The 15,842-nt window shown below is 77.6% G+C and carries 13 protein-coding genes; 11 read left to right on the forward strand and 2 right to left on the reverse strand.

All coding sequences use genetic code 11. From position 1 onward, the window contains the following. The 9 genes from ACIBPB_RS05820 to ACIBPB_RS05860 all read left to right on the forward strand — a co-directional run bounded on the left by ACIBPB_RS05820 (nt 1) and on the right by ACIBPB_RS05860 (nt 10,219). On the forward strand, nt 1-2,559 hold the full coding sequence (locus ACIBPB_RS05820) for a hypothetical protein (protein ID WP_396838406.1): 2,559 nt from the start codon (nt 1-3) through the stop codon (nt 2,557-2,559). Nucleotides 2,560-2,623: 64 nt separating this feature from the next. Then, nucleotides 2,624-3,061, forward strand: coding sequence for a phage tail protein (locus ACIBPB_RS05825; protein ID WP_357313286.1), 438 nt, complete (start codon nt 2,624-2,626; stop codon nt 3,059-3,061). Nucleotides 3,062-3,090: 29 nt separating this feature from the next. Then, nucleotides 3,091-3,861 (forward strand): LysM peptidoglycan-binding domain-containing protein, encoded by a 771-nt coding sequence (locus ACIBPB_RS05830; RefSeq protein ID WP_396838407.1) that lies wholly within the window; start codon nt 3,091-3,093, stop codon nt 3,859-3,861. Next, nucleotides 3,851-5,686: a VgrG-related protein gene (locus tag ACIBPB_RS05835; RefSeq protein ID WP_396838408.1), complete on the forward strand. Its 1,836-nt coding sequence runs from the start codon at nt 3,851-3,853 to the stop codon at nt 5,684-5,686. Before ACIBPB_RS05830 ends, ACIBPB_RS05835 begins: the two co-directional genes overlap by 11 nt. 26 nt (nt 5,687-5,712) lie before the next feature. Beyond that, complete coding sequence (locus ACIBPB_RS05840) at nt 5,713-5,994, forward strand: PAAR domain-containing protein (RefSeq protein WP_357313277.1); 282 nt, start codon at nt 5,713-5,715, stop codon at nt 5,992-5,994. A gap of 5 nt (nt 5,995-5,999) precedes the next feature. After that, nucleotides 6,000-6,410 carry a GPW/gp25 family protein gene (locus tag ACIBPB_RS05845; RefSeq protein ID WP_046564914.1) on the forward strand — a complete coding sequence of 137 codons (411 nt, stop codon included), beginning with the start codon at nt 6,000-6,002 and terminating at the stop codon, nt 6,408-6,410. After that, nucleotides 6,410-8,362, forward strand: coding sequence for a putative baseplate assembly protein (locus ACIBPB_RS05850; protein WP_396838409.1), 1,953 nt, complete (start codon nt 6,410-6,412; stop codon nt 8,360-8,362). The genes ACIBPB_RS05845 and ACIBPB_RS05850 overlap by 1 nt, the downstream gene beginning before the upstream one ends. A gap of 28 nt (nt 8,363-8,390) precedes the next feature. Next, nucleotides 8,391-8,915: a phage tail protein gene (locus ACIBPB_RS05855; protein ID WP_357313268.1), complete on the forward strand. Its 525-nt coding sequence runs from the start codon at nt 8,391-8,393 to the stop codon at nt 8,913-8,915. Beyond that, a complete protein-coding gene (locus ACIBPB_RS05860) occupies nt 8,912-10,219 on the forward strand; it encodes an NADase-type glycan-binding domain-containing protein (protein WP_396838410.1) in 1,308 nt (435 codons plus the stop codon). Before ACIBPB_RS05855 ends, ACIBPB_RS05860 begins: the two co-directional genes overlap by 4 nt. On the opposite strand, the gene ACIBPB_RS05865 is transcribed toward ACIBPB_RS05860, so the two are convergent. Continuing rightward, nucleotides 10,134-13,013, reverse strand: coding sequence for a BTAD domain-containing putative transcriptional regulator (locus tag ACIBPB_RS05865; protein ID WP_396838411.1), 2,880 nt, complete (start codon nt 13,011-13,013; stop codon nt 10,134-10,136). The genes ACIBPB_RS05860 and ACIBPB_RS05865 overlap by 86 nt on opposite strands. Nucleotides 13,014-13,287: 274 nt before the next feature. Further along, complete coding sequence (locus ACIBPB_RS05870; RefSeq protein WP_396838412.1) at nt 13,288-14,058, reverse strand: SIR2 family NAD-dependent protein deacylase; 771 nt, start codon at nt 14,056-14,058, stop codon at nt 13,288-13,290. Nucleotides 14,059-14,354: 296 nt separating this feature from the next. On the opposite strand from ACIBPB_RS05870, the gene ACIBPB_RS05875 reads away from it, so the two are divergent. Together ACIBPB_RS05875 and ACIBPB_RS05880 are read left to right on the forward strand one after the other, a co-directional pair. After that, nucleotides 14,355-15,455 (forward strand): L-dopachrome tautomerase-related protein, encoded by a 1,101-nt coding sequence (locus ACIBPB_RS05875; RefSeq protein ID WP_396838413.1) that lies wholly within the window; start codon nt 14,355-14,357, stop codon nt 15,453-15,455. A gap of 93 nt (nt 15,456-15,548) precedes the next feature. After that, the gene (locus ACIBPB_RS05880) at nt 15,549-15,707 is read left to right on the forward strand and encodes a hypothetical protein (RefSeq protein ID WP_396838414.1); all 159 of its coding nucleotides are present in this window, start codon (nt 15,549-15,551) and stop codon (nt 15,705-15,707) included. Nucleotides 15,708-15,842 lie beyond the last annotated feature (135 nt).

The following is a 15,842-nucleotide window of genomic DNA, read 5'->3' on the forward strand; positions in this document are numbered from 1 at the left end:
ATGTGGCCGTGGCGCCGGCGATCGCAGCGGACCGTGCAGCGGTCCGCCGCCGACGCGACCCCCGGTCCGGCCCCGGTGGGACCCGGCGCCGCAGCGCCCCCGGAGCCGGCCGGCGCGGCCGGCCGCAGTGAGCCGCCGGCCTGGCAGGCACTGCCGCCGATCCAGCGGGTCACCCCGACGGAGCCACGGCTGAACCTGCCGGAGACGTTCACCGGCGCGCTGACCGCCTGGCGAGATCCGTCCTACCTGGCCCCCCTCGGTCACCTCGTCGGCGCGGCCGAGCCGTCGGGGGTGCTGCACGACGCCGCTCTGCCCGCCCCGGAGCCGGGCCGGCCCGAGCCGGAGCCGGCCGCACTCCCGTCCCCCGACGTCGCGACGCCGCTGCCGCTCGCCACCCCGCCGGCGCGGGGCGGCCGGCTCGCCACGCCGGTGCAACGACGGGTCGGCGACCTCCCGACCCCCGGCCCGCCGTCGGCGGGGACCGGTGCCGGACCGGCCCTGGCCGGGCCGGACGGGCCAGCACCGGCGGGTGCCCTGCCGCCGGCCCGGCCGGTGGCGTTGGAACCCGTGCCGGTCAGCCGGCTGGTGACCGCTCCGCCGCCCGCCGTGGAGCTGCACCTGCCCACCGTCGACGCCCCGGTGGGCGCCGGGGAGCCGCCCGCCGAGCCGGTCCCCGGGCCGGCCGGACCGGCGGAACCGGCCGGCCCGCCGGCGGCACCCACCCTGGGCCAGGACCTCCCGCCGGCCGGCCTGCCGGGACCGGCCGGCGGCGCCGACGTGGGCGGACCGGCGGCCGGGGTCACGGCACCGGCCACCGCCGGACCGGCCACCGTCGACCTGCCCGTGCAGCGCCTTCCGGGGGAGGCGGCGCGGCCGCACCGCCGGCTCGGTCTCGGCGAGCCGATCGTGTCTCCCCTGCCCGGCCCGACACCGTCCGCGACCGGGCCCACGGACGTCCCGACGGCACAGCGCGCCCCCGACGGTGCGGCGGGCCCACGCCGCCCGCCCGCCCCGGTCGACGCCGCGGTGGCCGCCCGGGTGCCGCCGAGCGACACCGCCCTCCCCCTGGCCCAACGGACCCCGGCCGACACCGCCCAACGGACCCCGGCCGACACCGCCCAACGGACGCCGGAGGGCGCCGCCCCGGCCGCGATCACCGGGCCGCCCGACGGGCCCGGTGATCCGGCCGGTGCCGTCGGCTCCGCGTCGGACCTCGATACCCGCACCGACCCCGGCGCCGCCGTCGCCGGCCCGCACGACGCCGGCAGTGCGGCAGCGGCGGCCACCCCGGCCCCGGCGGACCAGCTGGCCGGGCTGGTCGGCGACACCTCCGTCGCCCGCCTCCCGGCCGACGCCCCCGCCGGACCCGGGGCCCGGACCGGCCCGCCGGCCGCCGGCGACCTGCCGGTGGCCGGCCCGGCACCCGGCGGGTCAGCGCTGTCCGGCGACGCCGCCGGCCCGCCATCGCCTACCGCGCCGGGGACCGGCGTCCCGGTCCAGACGTACCGGCCACCGGACGCCGGCGCCCCCACCGCTGCCCGGATCGCGCCGCTGCTCTCCACCGGTGGCGGGCCTGCCGGCAGCGGTGTCGACCCCGGCGGGACGGCGCGCCCGGCCGTGCCCGCCGACCTCGGGTCGGCCGGCCCCGACCTGCCGGTGGTGTCCCGGCTGGAGGGCCCCGGCGCGGCGGCCCGGGACCCCGGGGCCGGACCCGCCGCCGGCCGGCCGGTCACGCCGGGCGATCCACCGGTCGACGCCACGCCGTTCCCCGGCCACGACGAGGCTGCGCCCGGACCGGACGGCGTGGAGCCGGGCACCGCGGCGCTGGTCGGCGGCTACGGCGAGCCCACCGGTACCCCCGGCGACCCGCCCGGCGGCAGCGAGCCGTCCGCCGCCGCCCCGCTCCCGGTGGTGGCTCGGCTGGTCGGCGACCGCCCGCTGCGGCCGCTGACCGGGGAGGTGCCCGACCTGAGCGGGCCGGCCGCCCCGCCACCGGTGCAGCGGGTGTCCTGGCAGCACGAGTCCGTCGCGGCGCCCGCCGCCGTGCCGGCGCCGTCGCCCGATCCGCACGGCCCGGCGCCGACCCACCACGACCTGCCTACCGTCGCCGGTCAGCCCGGCGCGACCGGCCCGCTCGGCACCGGCGCGGGCCACGGTCCGCTGCCCGTGCAGCGGTGGGTCGGCGCCCTGCCCGGCGCCGCCACCAACCCGGGTGGGGGCGGCCCGTCGGCGACGTACCCGGGCGGCGGTGGGATTCCGGCGGCGTACCCGGGCGGGGCCGGCATCCCCCTGGCGTACCCGGGCGGGCCGGCGGACCCGGCCCGGACCGACCCGGGTGAGCGGGCCGTGCAGCGGGCCGAGACGGTCGAGCCGCCACCGCCGGAACCGCCAGCCGGGCCGGCGGCCGCACCGGCCGCCACCGCTCCCCCGCCCGGCGCGGCCGCCGGGGCCGAGCCGGAGGAGCTGCTGAAGAAGTTGTACGACCCGCTGCTGCGCCGGCTGAAGACCGAGCTGCGCCTGGACCGGGAGCGGCACGGGGTCCTCGGCGGACCGGGCTGACCGGGCGGGCCGGGGCCGACCAGCAACCGAGCAGTTACCAGCGCCGACCGATCAGGAGGGGTGGATGGCCAAGGACGAGGTCGCCGTCGCGATCGCCTTCGTCGTCAAGATCGACGATCAGGATCTCGGCGCGTTCAACACCTGTGACGGGCTGGGCTGCGAGGTCGTGGTCGAGCAGCGTGAGGAGGGCGGCAACAACGGGCACATCTGGCAGCTGCCCACCCGGATGAAGTTCTCCAACGTCAAGCTCTCCCGGCCGGTCACCGCGGACAGCACCAAGCTGATGCGCTGGTTCGGTGGCATGGCCAACGGGATCACCCGCAAGACCGCCACGATCGAGGCCCGCACCCTGGAGGGCACCGTCATCGCCCGGTGGGGGCTGCTCGACGTCATCCCGGTGAAGTGGACCGGGCCGCAGCTCAGCCCGGACAACCCGAAGGTCGCCGTGGAGACCTTGGAACTGGCCCACCACGGCTTCTTCGGCCCCGGAACGGGCGGCTGAGTCATGCGCGAGCAGAGCGAGGTGGCGGCGTGACGGCCTCCCCGGTCACCTTCACCGCCGCCGGCAGCCCGGCCGGCCGGGGCGGCGGTCCGCCGCCGCAGCTCACCCACGCGTACCTGCAACTGCACGAACCGCCGCGCAACGGCGGCACCGCGTCCCCCGGGCCGAAGCTGGGCCAGATCCCGTTCCAGTTCAACCCGAAGGAACTGGCGCTGACCAAGACCGCCAAGTGGAAGCGGGACGCGCAGCGCAACGCGAAGAAGAGCGGCGTGCCCGAGTTCACCGGCTCGGACCCGTGCAAGCTGAGCCTGGAGATGTTCTTCGACGCCACCGACACCATGGACAGCTCGGTGGTGAAGCGGGTGGAAGAGCTGTTCGCCTGCTGCGTGCCGACCGACGCGAGCCGCCAGCAGAAGAAGGGCTCCCCGCCGTGGGTGGTGTTCCACTGGGGCGGCATGGTCGGCTTCCCGTCCTTCGTGTCCAGCGTCAGCGCCAAGTACACCCTGTTCACCCCCGGTGGCACCCCGGTGCGGGCGCTCTGCACGGTCGCCCTCGAGGAGATCTCCGGCGAGCAGCCGGGGCAGAACCCGACCTCCGGCGCGCTCGCCGCCCGGGACATCCACGTCGTCGTGGCCGGGGACACCCTGCACTCGGTGGCCTACCAGGCGTACGGGCGGGCCGGGCTGTGGCGGCAGATCGCCGAGGCCAACGACATCGACGACCCGATGCGGCTGCGGCCCGGCACCGCGCTGCTGGTGCCGGCCCCCGAAGAGTTGACGGGTGGTGCCCGTGGCCAATGAGCAGTTCGCCAACGCCCTCCTCGTCGAGGTGGGCGGCAGCCCGCTGCCCGCCGAGATCGCGTCGCTGCTGACGTACGCGGCGGTGGACGACAGCCGCAACCTGCCCGACCGGTTCGTGCTGCGCTACCGCGACCCGGACCGCAGCGTGCTGGCCAAGGGCGGGTTCGCCATCGGCGTACCGGTGCGGCTGACCGTGCAGACCTCCGACCCGGGCGGTCCCGCGCCGCTGCTGCGCGGCGAGGTCACCGCGCTGGAGTGCGAACTGGACGCGACCGGCACGTTCACCGAGATCCGCGGCCTCGACCTGGCCCACCGGCTGCTGCGCGGCCGGCGGGTCGCCGCGTACCCGGGAATGAGCGTGCCCGACATCGTGCGGAAGGTGGCCCAGCGGGCCGGGCTGAAGGCGGGCCGGATCGACCCGGTGGCCGGCATCGGCGGCGAGCCGGAGGCGCAGCTGAGCCAGGACAACGTCAGCGACTGGGCCTTCCTGCACCGGCTCGCCGAGCTGGTCGGCGCGCAGGTGACGGTCCGCGACGGCGAGCTGCACCTGCGGATGCCCGAGCCGCCCACCGGCGCCCCGGACCCGTCCGCGCGGGCCAGCCAGGACCCGCTGGTGCTGGAGGTCAACCGGAACCTGATCGCGCTGCGGGCCGGGGTGACCGCGACCGCCCAGGTGCCCGAGGTGGGCGCCCGGGGCTGGGACCCGGCCACCAAGCGGGCGGTCAGCGCGACCGCCACCCCGACCGTGCCGGGCGCCGACGGGATCGGCGTCGACCCGGCCGAGCTGGGACGGAAGCTCGGCAGCCCGGCGTACCTGGTGGCCGACCCGACGCTGGGCACGGACGCGGCGGTCCGGACGGTGGCCGGCGCGCTCGCCGGCGACCTCGGCGGCGGGTGCGCGGAGATCGAGGGGGTGGCCAAGGGCAACGCCCGGCTGCGCGCGGGCGCCGCGGTCGCGCTGGCGAACGTCGGTGCGCCGTTCCAGGGCCGGTACGTGCTGACCAGCACCCGGCACGTGTTCAGCGAACAGGCCGGCTACACCACGGCGTTCACCGTCTCCGGCCGGTCCGACCGCTCGCTCTACGGCCTGGCCGCCGGCGGGTCCGCCGCCGAACCCGCCGGCCGGGGCCTGGTCCCGGCCGTGGTCAGCGACGTGAAGGACCCGAAGAAACTGGGCCGGGTCCGGCTCACCCTGCCCTGGCTGGACGGGGCCTACACCACCGGTTGGGCGCGGGTCGTGCAGCCGGGGGCGGGCGCGGACCGGGGCACGGTGCTGCTGCCGGAGGTGGGTGACGAGGTGCTGGTCGGCTTCACCGGCGGCAACCTCGACGCCGCGTACGTGCTGGGCGGGCTGCACAACGGCACCGATGCGCCACCGAAGCTGGACACCGACCCGGTGGACGCCGGCACCGGCCGGATCGCCGCCCGGGCGCTGGTCTCCCGCACCGGGCACCGGCTGGAGCTGCTGGAGGCCGGCAGCGGCCCGGACGGCATCCTGCTCGCCACCGGGGACCGCAAGTTCACCCTGCGGCTGGACCGCACCGGCCGCCAGATCGAGATCGTCAGCGACGGCAAGGTGAGCATCCAGGCCCGGGACGGGATCAGCCTGGACGCCGGCACCGGCCCGCTGGAACTGGCCGGCCAGCGGGTCACCGTCACGTCGAAGAGCGACGTCGGGATCGAGGGCCAGGGCCGGGTCAGCGTCCGCGGCACCGGCGGCGTGGCCGTGGAGGGCGCCACCGTGAAGGTCGCCGGCCAGGGCGGCGCCGAGCTGACCGCCAGCGGCCCGGTGACGGTCCGCGGCGCGGTCGTGCGGATCAACTGAGACACCGGTGACGAAGGGAGAGAGCCGTGCCACCAGCCGCTCGCGTCGGTGACCCGACCGCCCACCCGGGGACGGTCGGCGGTCCCGGGGTGCCCACCGTCCTCATCGGCGGGCAGCCCGCCGCGACCGTCGGCACGCTGCACGCCTGCTCCTTCCCCGGCACCCCGCCGCATCCGCCGTCGCCCCTGCTGCCACCGGGCTGCCCGACGGTGCTGATCGGCGGCCGGCCCGCCGCCCGGCTGGGCGACCTCGCCGGCTGCGGCGCCCCGATCCTCGCCGGCTGCCCGACCGTGCTGATCGGAGGTTGACCGGCATGGCCACGGACTTCATCGGCGCCGGCTGGGCGTTCCCGCTGCGCACCGACCCGACCGGCGGGGTCGCCCTGGTGCGCGGCGACCGCGAGGTGGTGGAGAGCATCCGGCTGATCCTCGGCACCGCCCCCGGCGAGCGGCCCGGCCGACCCGAGTTCGGCTGCGCCATCCACGAGCTGGCGTTCGCCCCGGCCGACCCGTCCACCGCCGGTCAGGTCGCCTACCAGGTGCGGCTGGCGCTGGAGCGGTGGGAGCCGCGGATCGAGCTGGACGACGTGCTGGTGGACTTCGCCGACGCGGACCGCGGCACCCTGCACATCGACATCCGCTACCGGCTGCGCCAGGACAACGACCCCCGCAACCTGGTCTTCCCGTTCTACGTCATCCCCGCGCACGATCCCGGAGCCGAGTGATGGCCCTGCCCGCGCCCCACCTCGACGACCGCCGGTTCCAGGACCTGGTCGACGACGCCAAACGCCTGGTGCAGCGGCGCTGCCCGGAGTGGACCGACCACAACGTCTCGGACCCGGGGGTCACCCTCATCGAGACGTTCGCCTACCTGGTCGACCAGCTCCTCTACCGGCTCAACCGGGTGCCCGACCGGCACTACGTGAAGTTCCTCGACCTGCTCGGCATCACCCCGTTCCCGCCCGCGGTGGCCTCGACCGACGTGACGTTCTGGCTCTCCGCGCCGCGCGAGGCGGCCGTGGTGGTGCCGGCCCGCACGCACGTGGCGACCGTGCGGGCCGAGAACGTCGAGCCGGTGACCTTCGAGACCTTGCGCGAGCTGACCGTGCCGCCGTGCCGGCTGGTCCGGGTGCTGACCGTACCGGCCGGCGGGCAGCCCACCGACCGGACCGGCGAGCTGGGCGGCCCGGACCGGGTGCCGGCGTTCGCCGATCCGCCGGCGGCCGGCGACGCCGTGCTGTTCGGGCTGGACACGGCGGTGCCCGGCTGCGTGGTGCTGCTCACCATGGACTGGGCGGTCGCCGGCCGTGGCGTGGACCCGACGAACCCGCCGCTGGTCTGGGAGGCGTGGACCGACGACGGCTGGGTGCCGTGCCCGGTCGAGCGGGACACCACCGGCGCGCTGAACCGGGCCGGTGAGGTGGTGCTGCACGTACCGGCCGGCCACACCGCGTCGGCGGTCGCCCGGCACCGCGCCGGCTGGCTGCGCTGCCGGCTGCGCGAGCCCGCCGCCGGGCAGCCGTTCTTCCACGCCCCGCCCCGGCTGGGCCGGGCCGAGGCGGCCACCGTGGGCGGCACGGTCGAGGCCTGCCACGCGGAGCTGATCGCCGGGGAGACCGTCGGCGCGGCCGAAGGGGTGCCGGGCCAGCGGTTCACCGTGCAGCGCGCCCCGATCGTCGCCGCCGACGGCACGATCGAGATCGAGGTCGGCACCGCCGAGGGCTGGCAGACCTGGCGGGAGGTGCCGAGCTTCGCCGACTCCGGGCCGGAGGACCGGCACGTCTGCGTGGACCGGGCCGGCGGCGAGATCCGCTTCGGGCCGGCCGTGCGGCAACCCGACGGCACGGTACGCGGGTACGGGGCGGTGCCGCCGAAGGGCGCGGTGGTGCGGATCCCGGCGTACCGGACCGGCGGGGGCCGGCAGGGCAACGTGGCCGCCCGGTCGTTGACCGTGCTGCGCGACCCGGTGCCGTTCGTCTCCACGGTGACGAACCGGGCCGCCGCCACCGGCGGGGTGGACGGCGAGTCGCTGGCCGAGACGTCGGTACGCGGGCCGTTGACCCTGCGGACCCGGGAGCGGGCGGTCACCGCGGAGGACTACGAGCAGCTGGCCCGGCAGGCCGCGCCGGAGGTGCTGCGGGTGCGGTGCGTACCGGCCGGCGACGGCTCGACCGCGGTGCGGGTGCTGGTGGTGCCGGCGCTGGGCGAGCACCGGGACAGCGACGACGACGCGGCCCGGTTCGCCGCGCTGCGGCCCCGCGACGAGACCCTGGAACGGATCCGGGCCTTCCTCGACGTACGCCGCTGCGTCGGCGCCCGGGTGCTGGTGGAGCCGCCCTTCTACCAGGGGGTGACGGTGGTGGCGCAGGTCCGGGCCCGGCCCCGGTCCGGGTCCACCGCCGACCTGCGCCGCCGGGCGCTGCGCGCGCTCTACGACTACCTGGATCCGGTCCGGGGTGGACCGGAGGGCAGCGGGTGGCCGTTCGGCCGGCCGGTGCAGTCGGGCGAGCTGCACGCCGTGCTCCAGCGGGTGGCCGGCATCGACCTGGTGGAGGACGTCCGGTTGTTCGGCGCGGACCCGACCACCGGGGACCGGGGCGAGGCCGTGCAGCGCATCGAGCTGGACGTCAGCGCCCTCGCCTTCTCCTACGGCCACCAGGTGCGGGTCACCTCGTGAGCCGGGGCGCCGAGGTCAGGAGGGGATGATGCGGGGTTCCGTGCCGGGGCTGGTCAGCCCGCACCCGATCGGGCAGCAGTTGCCCGCCATGTACCTGGAGGACGACTTCGCCCAACGGTTCACCGCCGGGCTGGACGAGGTGCTGGCCCCGATCCTGCTCACCCTCGACTGCCTCGACACCTACTTCGACCTCGAGCTGGCCCCGCCGGACTTCCTCGACTGGCTGGCCGGCTGGGTGGCCGCGCCGGTGGACGGGGACCGGTCGCCGGACGTCCGCCGGGACCTGGTCCGGCACGCCGTCGAGGTGCACCGCTGGCGGGGTACGGCCCGGGGGATGGTGCTGGCCCTGCGGGTCGCCGCCGGGGTGGCGGCCGAGGTCACCGACAGCGGCGGGGTGACCTGTTCGGCGACGCCGACCGACGCGCCGCCGCCCGACGAGACGCCGGAGGTGCGGGTACGGATCCGCGGGGAGGCCGACGAGGCGCTGGTCCGCCACGTCCTGGCCGCCGCCGTGCCGGCCCACGTCCGGGTGATCCTGGAGGCAGCCCAATGATCATCTGCGCCGAGTGCGGGGCCAGCAACGGCGACGCCGACCAGTTCTGCGGCACCTGCGGCGAGTTCCTGCGCTGGGACGCCGGTGACCCGCCGTCGGGCGGCCGGTCCACCGGGGCCGACCGCCCGGGACCGGGCCCGGGGACCGGCGACCGGCCGGGGGCGGCCACCGACGTCGAGGGGCGCCCGGCCGACGGCCGGGCCGGGAACGGGCCGGCGGACGGTGCGGACGCCGACCGGCGGCCGAAGCGCGACCCGCGCGCCGGCGGGCGGACCGAGGACGTCGCGACCACCGCCGCGACCACCGCCGGGACCAGCGCCGCGACCAGCGCCGGGACCAGCGCCGCGACCAGCGACGGGGCGGCCGCCGGGACCAGCGCCGGGGCGGCCGCACGGACGGGAGCGGAGGCGGGCCGGGCCGTGGCGGCGCCGGACGGGACCGACCCGGATCCGGGCGGGCGAGCACCAGCTCCCCGGCAGCCCGGCGCGCCGGACCGGCGCGCCGAGCCGGCCGACGCCGCGCCCGTGCCGGTCGCGCCGGCCGACGGTCCGACCGCGCCGCCGCCCCGGCTGGTCTGCCCGTCCTGCGCGGCCGAGAACGCGCCCGGCCGGCGGTTCTGCCGCGCCTGCGGCGCCGAACTGGTCGCCGCCGCCGGGCCCGCCGCCCCGCGACGCACCTGGTGGCAGCGCTGCCGGGACCGGCTGCGTCGCCGGTCGCCGGAACGCCGCTCGCTGCGCGAGCAGCGCCGCGCCGCCGGGGCGGCCCGGCGGACCCTGCTGATCGTGCTGACGCTCTGCCTGGTCGGGGTGCTGGCCATCGCCGGGCCGCCGCTGGTGCGCCGCGCCATCGAGGCGGTGCGCGACCGCACCCAGGACCCGACGCCGCTGGTGCCCGCGGCGGTGGTGGCGTCGTCCGAGGCGCTGGGCGCGAGCGCGGGCCGGCTGACCGACGGGGCGAACAACCGGTACTGGGCGCCGAACGGGGTGGCCCGGGGCGCCTGGGTGGAGGGCCGGTTCGCCGAGCCGGTCCGGCTGCTCACCGTGGTGATCACGCCGGGCGTCAGCCCGCGGCGGCAGGCCTTCCTGGCCGCCGGGCGGCCGCGCGGGCTCACCGTGATCGCCGTCGGCCCGGACGGCCGGCAGGAGAAGACCGACATCGAGCTGCGCGACGAGCCCGGGGAGCAGCACTTCGACGTGCCGGCCGCGAAGGTGGTGCGGATCAGGTTGGTGGTCCGCTCGACGTACGGGCCCGGACTGCTTCCGTCCGTGGCGATCGGGGAAGCGGAATTCTTCGGTCGACGCTGATCGGGGCGGCGGCGACCACGGCCGGGTCCAGCCCGAGGGAGACGAGCACGTCGGCGTAGCGGCGGCGGGCGTGCTCCGCGGCGGCCGCGTTGCCCGCCCGGTCGTGCGCGGCGATCAGCAGCCGCCAGCCGGCGTCGTGGCAGGGGTCGATCTCGACGCAGCGGGCCGCCATCGCCACCGCCGGCCCGGCCGTCGCGCCGCTCAGGGCCGCCTCGGCGAGGCGGGCCGCCGCGTCGGCCGCCTGCCGGCGCAGCGCCTCCCGCTCGGCGACCACCCATTCCGCCGGGCCGTCCTCCGGCAGCAGCTCGCCGGTGTACGCGGCCACCACCACCCGCAGGTCGTCCAGCGCGCCCGGGTCCTGCGGCGAGGCCCGCCGGGCGGCCCGTTCCACCGCCCGCCGGAACTCCCGCACGTCGCACCAGGCGTCGGCCGGCAGGGCCAGCAGGTACGCGTCCCCGTCGCGGTGCAGCAGCGTCTCCCCGCCGCCGGCCGGCAGGTGGGTGTCGAGAAACCGGCGCAGGCTGGACAGGGCCACGTGCAGGGTGCGGGTCGCCGTGCCGGGGTCGGTGTCCGGCCAGAGCGCGTCGAGCAGCCGGTCGCGGTGCACCGGCCCGGCGTACATGGCGAGGATCCGGGCGACCGCGCGGGCCCGGGGGCGCAGCGGCGACCAGTTCAGCGGCTCACCGTCCAGGCAGACCTGGAAACCGCCGAAGCAGCGTACGGTCAGCCGGGCCGTGCCGGCCGTGGCGGGTGACGGCCGGGGCTCCGCGGTCCAGGCGGTCACCGCCGCCCGGGGCAGCCCGGCCTGCTCGGCGACGGCGTGCACGGCGGAGAGCGCGGCGGCCCGGCCCGGCCCGGTGGGCGTACCGGCGGCCAGGGCGAGCACCCGGGCGCCCGGGGCGCCGGCGGCCCGGGCGGTGCTCTCCGCGCGGCGTACCTCGACGTCGGCGTCGGGCAGCCGGGCCCGCACCGCGGCCAGCGCGAGCAGCGACTGGGCCCAGGCGGCGAGCACTCCGGCGTCCGCCTCCCGGGCCCGGTCGAGCAACCGGCCGGCCTCCTCCGGATCGGGGCCGCCGCGCAGCGACCGGGACAGCGCGGCGCACCCCGCGGCGAGCAGGGCGCCCCACCGGTCGCCGAGCCGGTCGCACTCCTCCACCACGGCGGCCGCCTCCTTGAGGTCGGCGTCGGCGCCGGCCAGGGACGGTACGGCCCGGGCGACCCGGGCGAGCCACGGCAGGCCGGCCCGGTCCGCCTCCAGGCCGACGGCGCCGACCGCGGCCGCCCCGTGCGGGTCCCCGGCGGCCAGCGCGACGGCGGCGCGCAACAGCCGGCAGGCCACGCCGACCGGACCGTCGGCGGCGGCGGCCCGGTCGAGCACCCGCACCGCCTCCACGGCGTGGCCGGCGAGCAGCAGCGCACCGGCGCGCACCAGGGTCGCGCCGGCGCCGGACAGCCGGTCCGCCTCGCCCACGACGACCATCGGGTGCCGGCGGGTGGCGGTCCGCAACCAGCCGGACCAGTGGCCGCGCCAGTGCGGGCCGTCCGGCAGCCAGGCGGTGACGTCGGCGCGCAGCGCGCGGCAGCGGGACCCGCCCGGCCCGGCGCCGAACATCTGCTCGGCCCGGCGCAGCAGCGGCACTGCGGCGGCGAGCTGGCCCTCGTTGATGCGGTGCTGCGCGTCGGCGAGGACCAGCCACGGGTCCTCCGCGATGAACCAGCCGGGCAGCAGGTCGGTCCACGGGTCGAGGCCCCGCACGGCGACCGCGGCACCGGCCGCGTCGAGCAGCCGGTGCACCTCGGACCACTGCTGGGCGCGGGCGAAGCAGCGGGCCGCCTCCAGGGCCGCGCCCTCCTCGGCGAGCAGCCGGCCGGCGCGGGCGTGCCACTCCCGCGCCTCGGCCTCCCCCAGCTCCTCGACCAGCGCCGCGGCCAGGTGGGCGCGCAGCACCTCGTGGTAGGCGAAGGACCGGCCGCCGTCGTGGGTGACGGTGAACGCGTGCCGGCGCTCCAACTCCTCCAGCGCGGCCTGGCCGTCGCCCTCGCCGAGCAGGCGGTCACAGCGTTCGGCGGTGAGCACCTCGAAGACGCAGGTGCGGACGAGGAACCGGCGCAGCGCCGGAGCCAGCTCGGCCAGGACCGTCCGGGTGAGATAGTCCCGGGACAGCGCCGAGCGTTTGGCCAGCGCGGCGACGGCCCGCCGACGGTCGGGCAGCGGCTGGCCCCGGGTGGAGAGGTAGTAGAGCTTCAGCCCGGCCGCCCACCCGCCGAGCCGGCGGGTCAGGGCCGCGACGTCGTCGGCGGGCAGGGGCTCGCGGTAGACGTCACGCAGCAGCCGTTCGACCTCCCAGGCGCGGAAGCGCAACTGTTCGGCGTCGATCACGACGCTGTCGGAGAACTCGTGCCGGGCCAGGATCGGCGCCGGGGCGCGGCGGGTGCCGATCAGCACGCGTACGCCCTCGCGGGTCAGCGCGTGCGCGCGGTCCAGCAGCACGGACTCCCCCGGGGTGCCCTCGATCAGGTGCAGGTCGTCGACGACCAGCAGCCCACCGGGGCCGTCGAGCAGGGTGGCGGCCATCCGCTCCAGCACCCGGGACGGGTCGGCGTCCGACGGCACGGTGCGCAGCCAGGACATCGGCCCGGTGACGCTGCCCGCGTACTGGGCGAGCAGGGTGGTCTTGCCCGCGCCGGCGGGCGCCACGACCAGGCCGAGCGACCTCGGCCGGACGTCCAGCGCGGCGAGCAGGCGCGACCGGACGAGGCTCAAAGACGGGTTGCGGGCCGTCTCCGTCGGCATCAGGCACCTCCCCCGGAGCCGACGTCCATCGAACAGTGTGCTGTGACGGGGACACCGCTCATCGTAGTCATCGAAGCGCGTTCACAACCGTCGGTGATTACACACATACGACGAGACGTCAGACGATTGACGAATGCCGATCGGGGCGCATCAGGTGGCCGCCCGGCGCCGGGCGGTGCCGGCGTTGCGGCACACCGGGCGTCGGCCGGTGCCGGCGTCGCGGGCGTGCGGCGGGCTTCGTACCGGCCGGGCCGGACGGATCCCCCGGGGCTGGTCAGCGTCGGCCCGCGTCACCCCAGGCGGCGGCGACCAGGGCGGGGAGCACCTCGGCGGCCGGGGGGCGCAGGTTCACCGCGGCGACCGCGTCCAGCGGCGTACGGTCCGGGTTGACCTGGATGACCGAGCCGCCGAGGCGGGCCGCGACCAGGGGAATCTCCGCGGCCGGGTGGACCAGGCCGGAGGTGCCGACGGTCAGCAGCACGTCGCAGCCGGACGCGGCGTCGACCGCCGCCGCGAGCGCGTCCGGCGGCAGCGCCTCGCCGAACCAGACGACGCCGGGGCGGACCGCGCCCGCGCAGCGCGTGCAGCGGGGTGGTGGCAGCCGGCGGCCGTCGGCCGGCTCCGGTGCCCCGTCCGGCACCGGCGCCGGGTGGTCGCAGGCCGAGCAGCGCGGCGCGAACAGGCTGCCGTGCAGGTGGAGCGGGGCGCGCGAACCGGCCCGCTCGTGCAGGTCGTCCACGTTCTGGGTGATCAGGACCGTCGGGACGCGGGCCTCGATCGTGGCCACGGCCCGGTGTCCCGGGTGCGGCTCGGCGCGCCGGACGAGCTGGCGTCGCCACTCGTACCAGCCCCAGACCAGGGCCGGGTCGGCGTCGAACGCCTCGGGGGTGGCCAGCGCGTGGGCGTCGAACCGCCGCCACAACCCGGTGAGGGCGTCGCGGAACGTCGGCACCCCGCTCTCGGCCGACATGCCGGCACCGGTGAAGACGACCACCCGCCGTGCCCGGCGGAGCAGGTCCGCCGCGTCGCCCACCGCCGGCCCCATCCCGGTCGTCCCCCTCCCGCCACGCGCGGCCAGCGTACGCCCGCCGGCGTCGGCACCGGCGACGCGGCCGCGCCGGCCGGCGGGGCGATCGGCCGGGGTTGGCGAGGGCGGCGCGATCAGTCGGGTCGGGCAGGGGCTGGGCGATCGGCTGGGTTGGGCAGGGGCGGCGCGATCGGCCGGGTTGGTAAGGGGGGCGATCGGCCGGGTTGGTACGGGGGCCGCAGCGGCGCCGGTGGGTGGGGTTTGCCGGGTCGGGGCCCGGGAAGGACACCCTGTTGTCTCGGGTGGGAGGGCGGATGAACGGGCCGGTCGGCGACGAGTCGGTGGGTGAGCTGGAACTGGTGCACACGTTCGGCGGGGCGATGCCCACCGGGGTCAGCGTGTCGCACACCGGCCGGATCTTCGTCAACTTCCCGAAGTGGGGCGACGAGGTGCCGGCGACGGTGGTCGAGCTGCGCGCCGGCCAGGAGGTGCCGTTCCCGGACCCGGCCTGGAACAGCCCGGCCGGCGACGACGACGCCAACGCGTTCGTGTCGGTGCAGAGCGTCGTCGTGGACCCGGCCGACCGGCTCTGGGTGCTCGACACCGGCAGCCCGCTGTTCCAGCCCACCCGGCCGGGCGGGCCGAAACTGGTCCGCGTCGACCTGGACACCGACACCGTCGGTCAGGTGATCACCTTCCCGGCCGACGTCGCGCTGCCCACGACGTACCTCAACGACGTCCGCTTCGACCTGCGACGCGGCGACGCGGGGCTGGCCTACATCACCGACTCCGCCGACTCCGGGCCCAACGGCATCATCGTCGTGGACCTCGCCACCGGCGCGTCCTGGCGGCGGCTGCACGACCACCCGTCCACCAAGGCGGAGCCGGTGCGCACCTTCCGCCCGGTGGTCGAGGGGCGGCCGTTCCTGGAACGCCCGGCGGACGGGCCGCCCAAGCCGGTCAGCATGGGCTCGGACGGCATCGCCATCTCCGCCGACGGTTCCCGGCTGTACTACTGCCCGCTCGCCTCGCGGCGCTGGTACAGCGTCGACACCGACGCCCTCGCCGACCGCGCCCTCGACGACGACCAGGTGGCCGCCACGGTGGTGGACGAGGGCGACAAGGGCGGCGGCTCGGACGGCCTGGAGACCGACGACTCGGGGGCGCTCTACCTGACCTCGTACGAGCAGAACGCGGTGCTGCGCCGCCGACCGGACGGCGAGTTCGAGACCGTGGTCCACGACCCCCGGCTGCTCTGGCCCGACACCATGTCCGTGGCCGCCGACGGCCACCTGTACGTCACCGCCAACCAGTTGCACCGGCAGGCGAAGTACCAGCGTGGACAGGACCTGCGCCGCCGGCCGTACGCGCTGTTCCGGGTCCGGATCGACGCCGGGCCGGTGCGCCTGCGCTGAGCCGACCGGCCGTTTGCCGCCGGCCGGGGCGGGAACGCGATGGGCCGGTGAGCGTGGGGATCGGCCCCGCGCCACGGATCAGGAGGTTCGGACATGGGTGACCGGAACCGCCTGCACGAAATGCGGCAGCAGGCACACGACAAGGGCATCGAGGGCAACTCCAAGATGACCGAGGAGCAGCTGCGCGACGCGCTGCGCCGGGTCGGCAAGGGTGAGCGACCGGAGATGGCCAAGCAGCAGGCCAAGCACTGATCCGGGGGCGCCGGCACCCCCGGTGCCGGCGCCGCACCCGCCGGCGTACCCCGCTGAGCGCGCCCGGGGCGGCCGGCCGCCCCGGTGCGGGCCGCCGGAAGCGGAGCCGGCGGCCGCGGGTGTCGTAGCGGACGG

The sequence above is a fragment of the Micromonospora sp. NPDC049836 genome (assembly GCF_044465125.1).
GTDB lineage: Bacteria > Actinomycetota > Actinomycetes > Mycobacteriales > Micromonosporaceae > Micromonospora.

Bases quoted from the DNA above. Each gene is read 5' to 3' on its own strand.
- ACIBPB_RS05820 (WP_396838406.1), top strand. From the start codon at position 1: ATGTGGCCGTGGCGCCGGCGATCGCAGCGGACCGTGCAGCGGTCCGCC.
- ACIBPB_RS05875 (WP_396838413.1), top strand. From the start codon at position 14,355: ATGAACGGGCCGGTCGGCGACGAGTCGGTGGGTGAGCTGGAACTGGTG.
- ACIBPB_RS05825 (WP_357313286.1), top strand. From the start codon at position 2,624: ATGGCCAAGGACGAGGTCGCCGTCGCGATCGCCTTCGTCGTCAAGATC.
- ACIBPB_RS05855 (WP_357313268.1), top strand. From the start codon at position 8,391: ATGCGGGGTTCCGTGCCGGGGCTGGTCAGCCCGCACCCGATCGGGCAG.
- ACIBPB_RS05845 (WP_046564914.1), top strand. From the start codon at position 6,000: ATGGCCACGGACTTCATCGGCGCCGGCTGGGCGTTCCCGCTGCGCACC.
- ACIBPB_RS05870 (WP_396838412.1), bottom strand. From the start codon at position 14,058: ATGGGGCCGGCGGTGGGCGACGCGGCGGACCTGCTCCGCCGGGCACGG.
- ACIBPB_RS05880 (WP_396838414.1), top strand. From the start codon at position 15,549: ATGGGTGACCGGAACCGCCTGCACGAAATGCGGCAGCAGGCACACGAC.
- ACIBPB_RS05850 (WP_396838409.1), top strand. From the start codon at position 6,410: ATGGCCCTGCCCGCGCCCCACCTCGACGACCGCCGGTTCCAGGACCTG.
- ACIBPB_RS05865 (WP_396838411.1), bottom strand. From the start codon at position 13,013: ATGCCGACGGAGACGGCCCGCAACCCGTCTTTGAGCCTCGTCCGGTCG.
- ACIBPB_RS05860 (WP_396838410.1), top strand. From the start codon at position 8,912: ATGATCATCTGCGCCGAGTGCGGGGCCAGCAACGGCGACGCCGACCAG.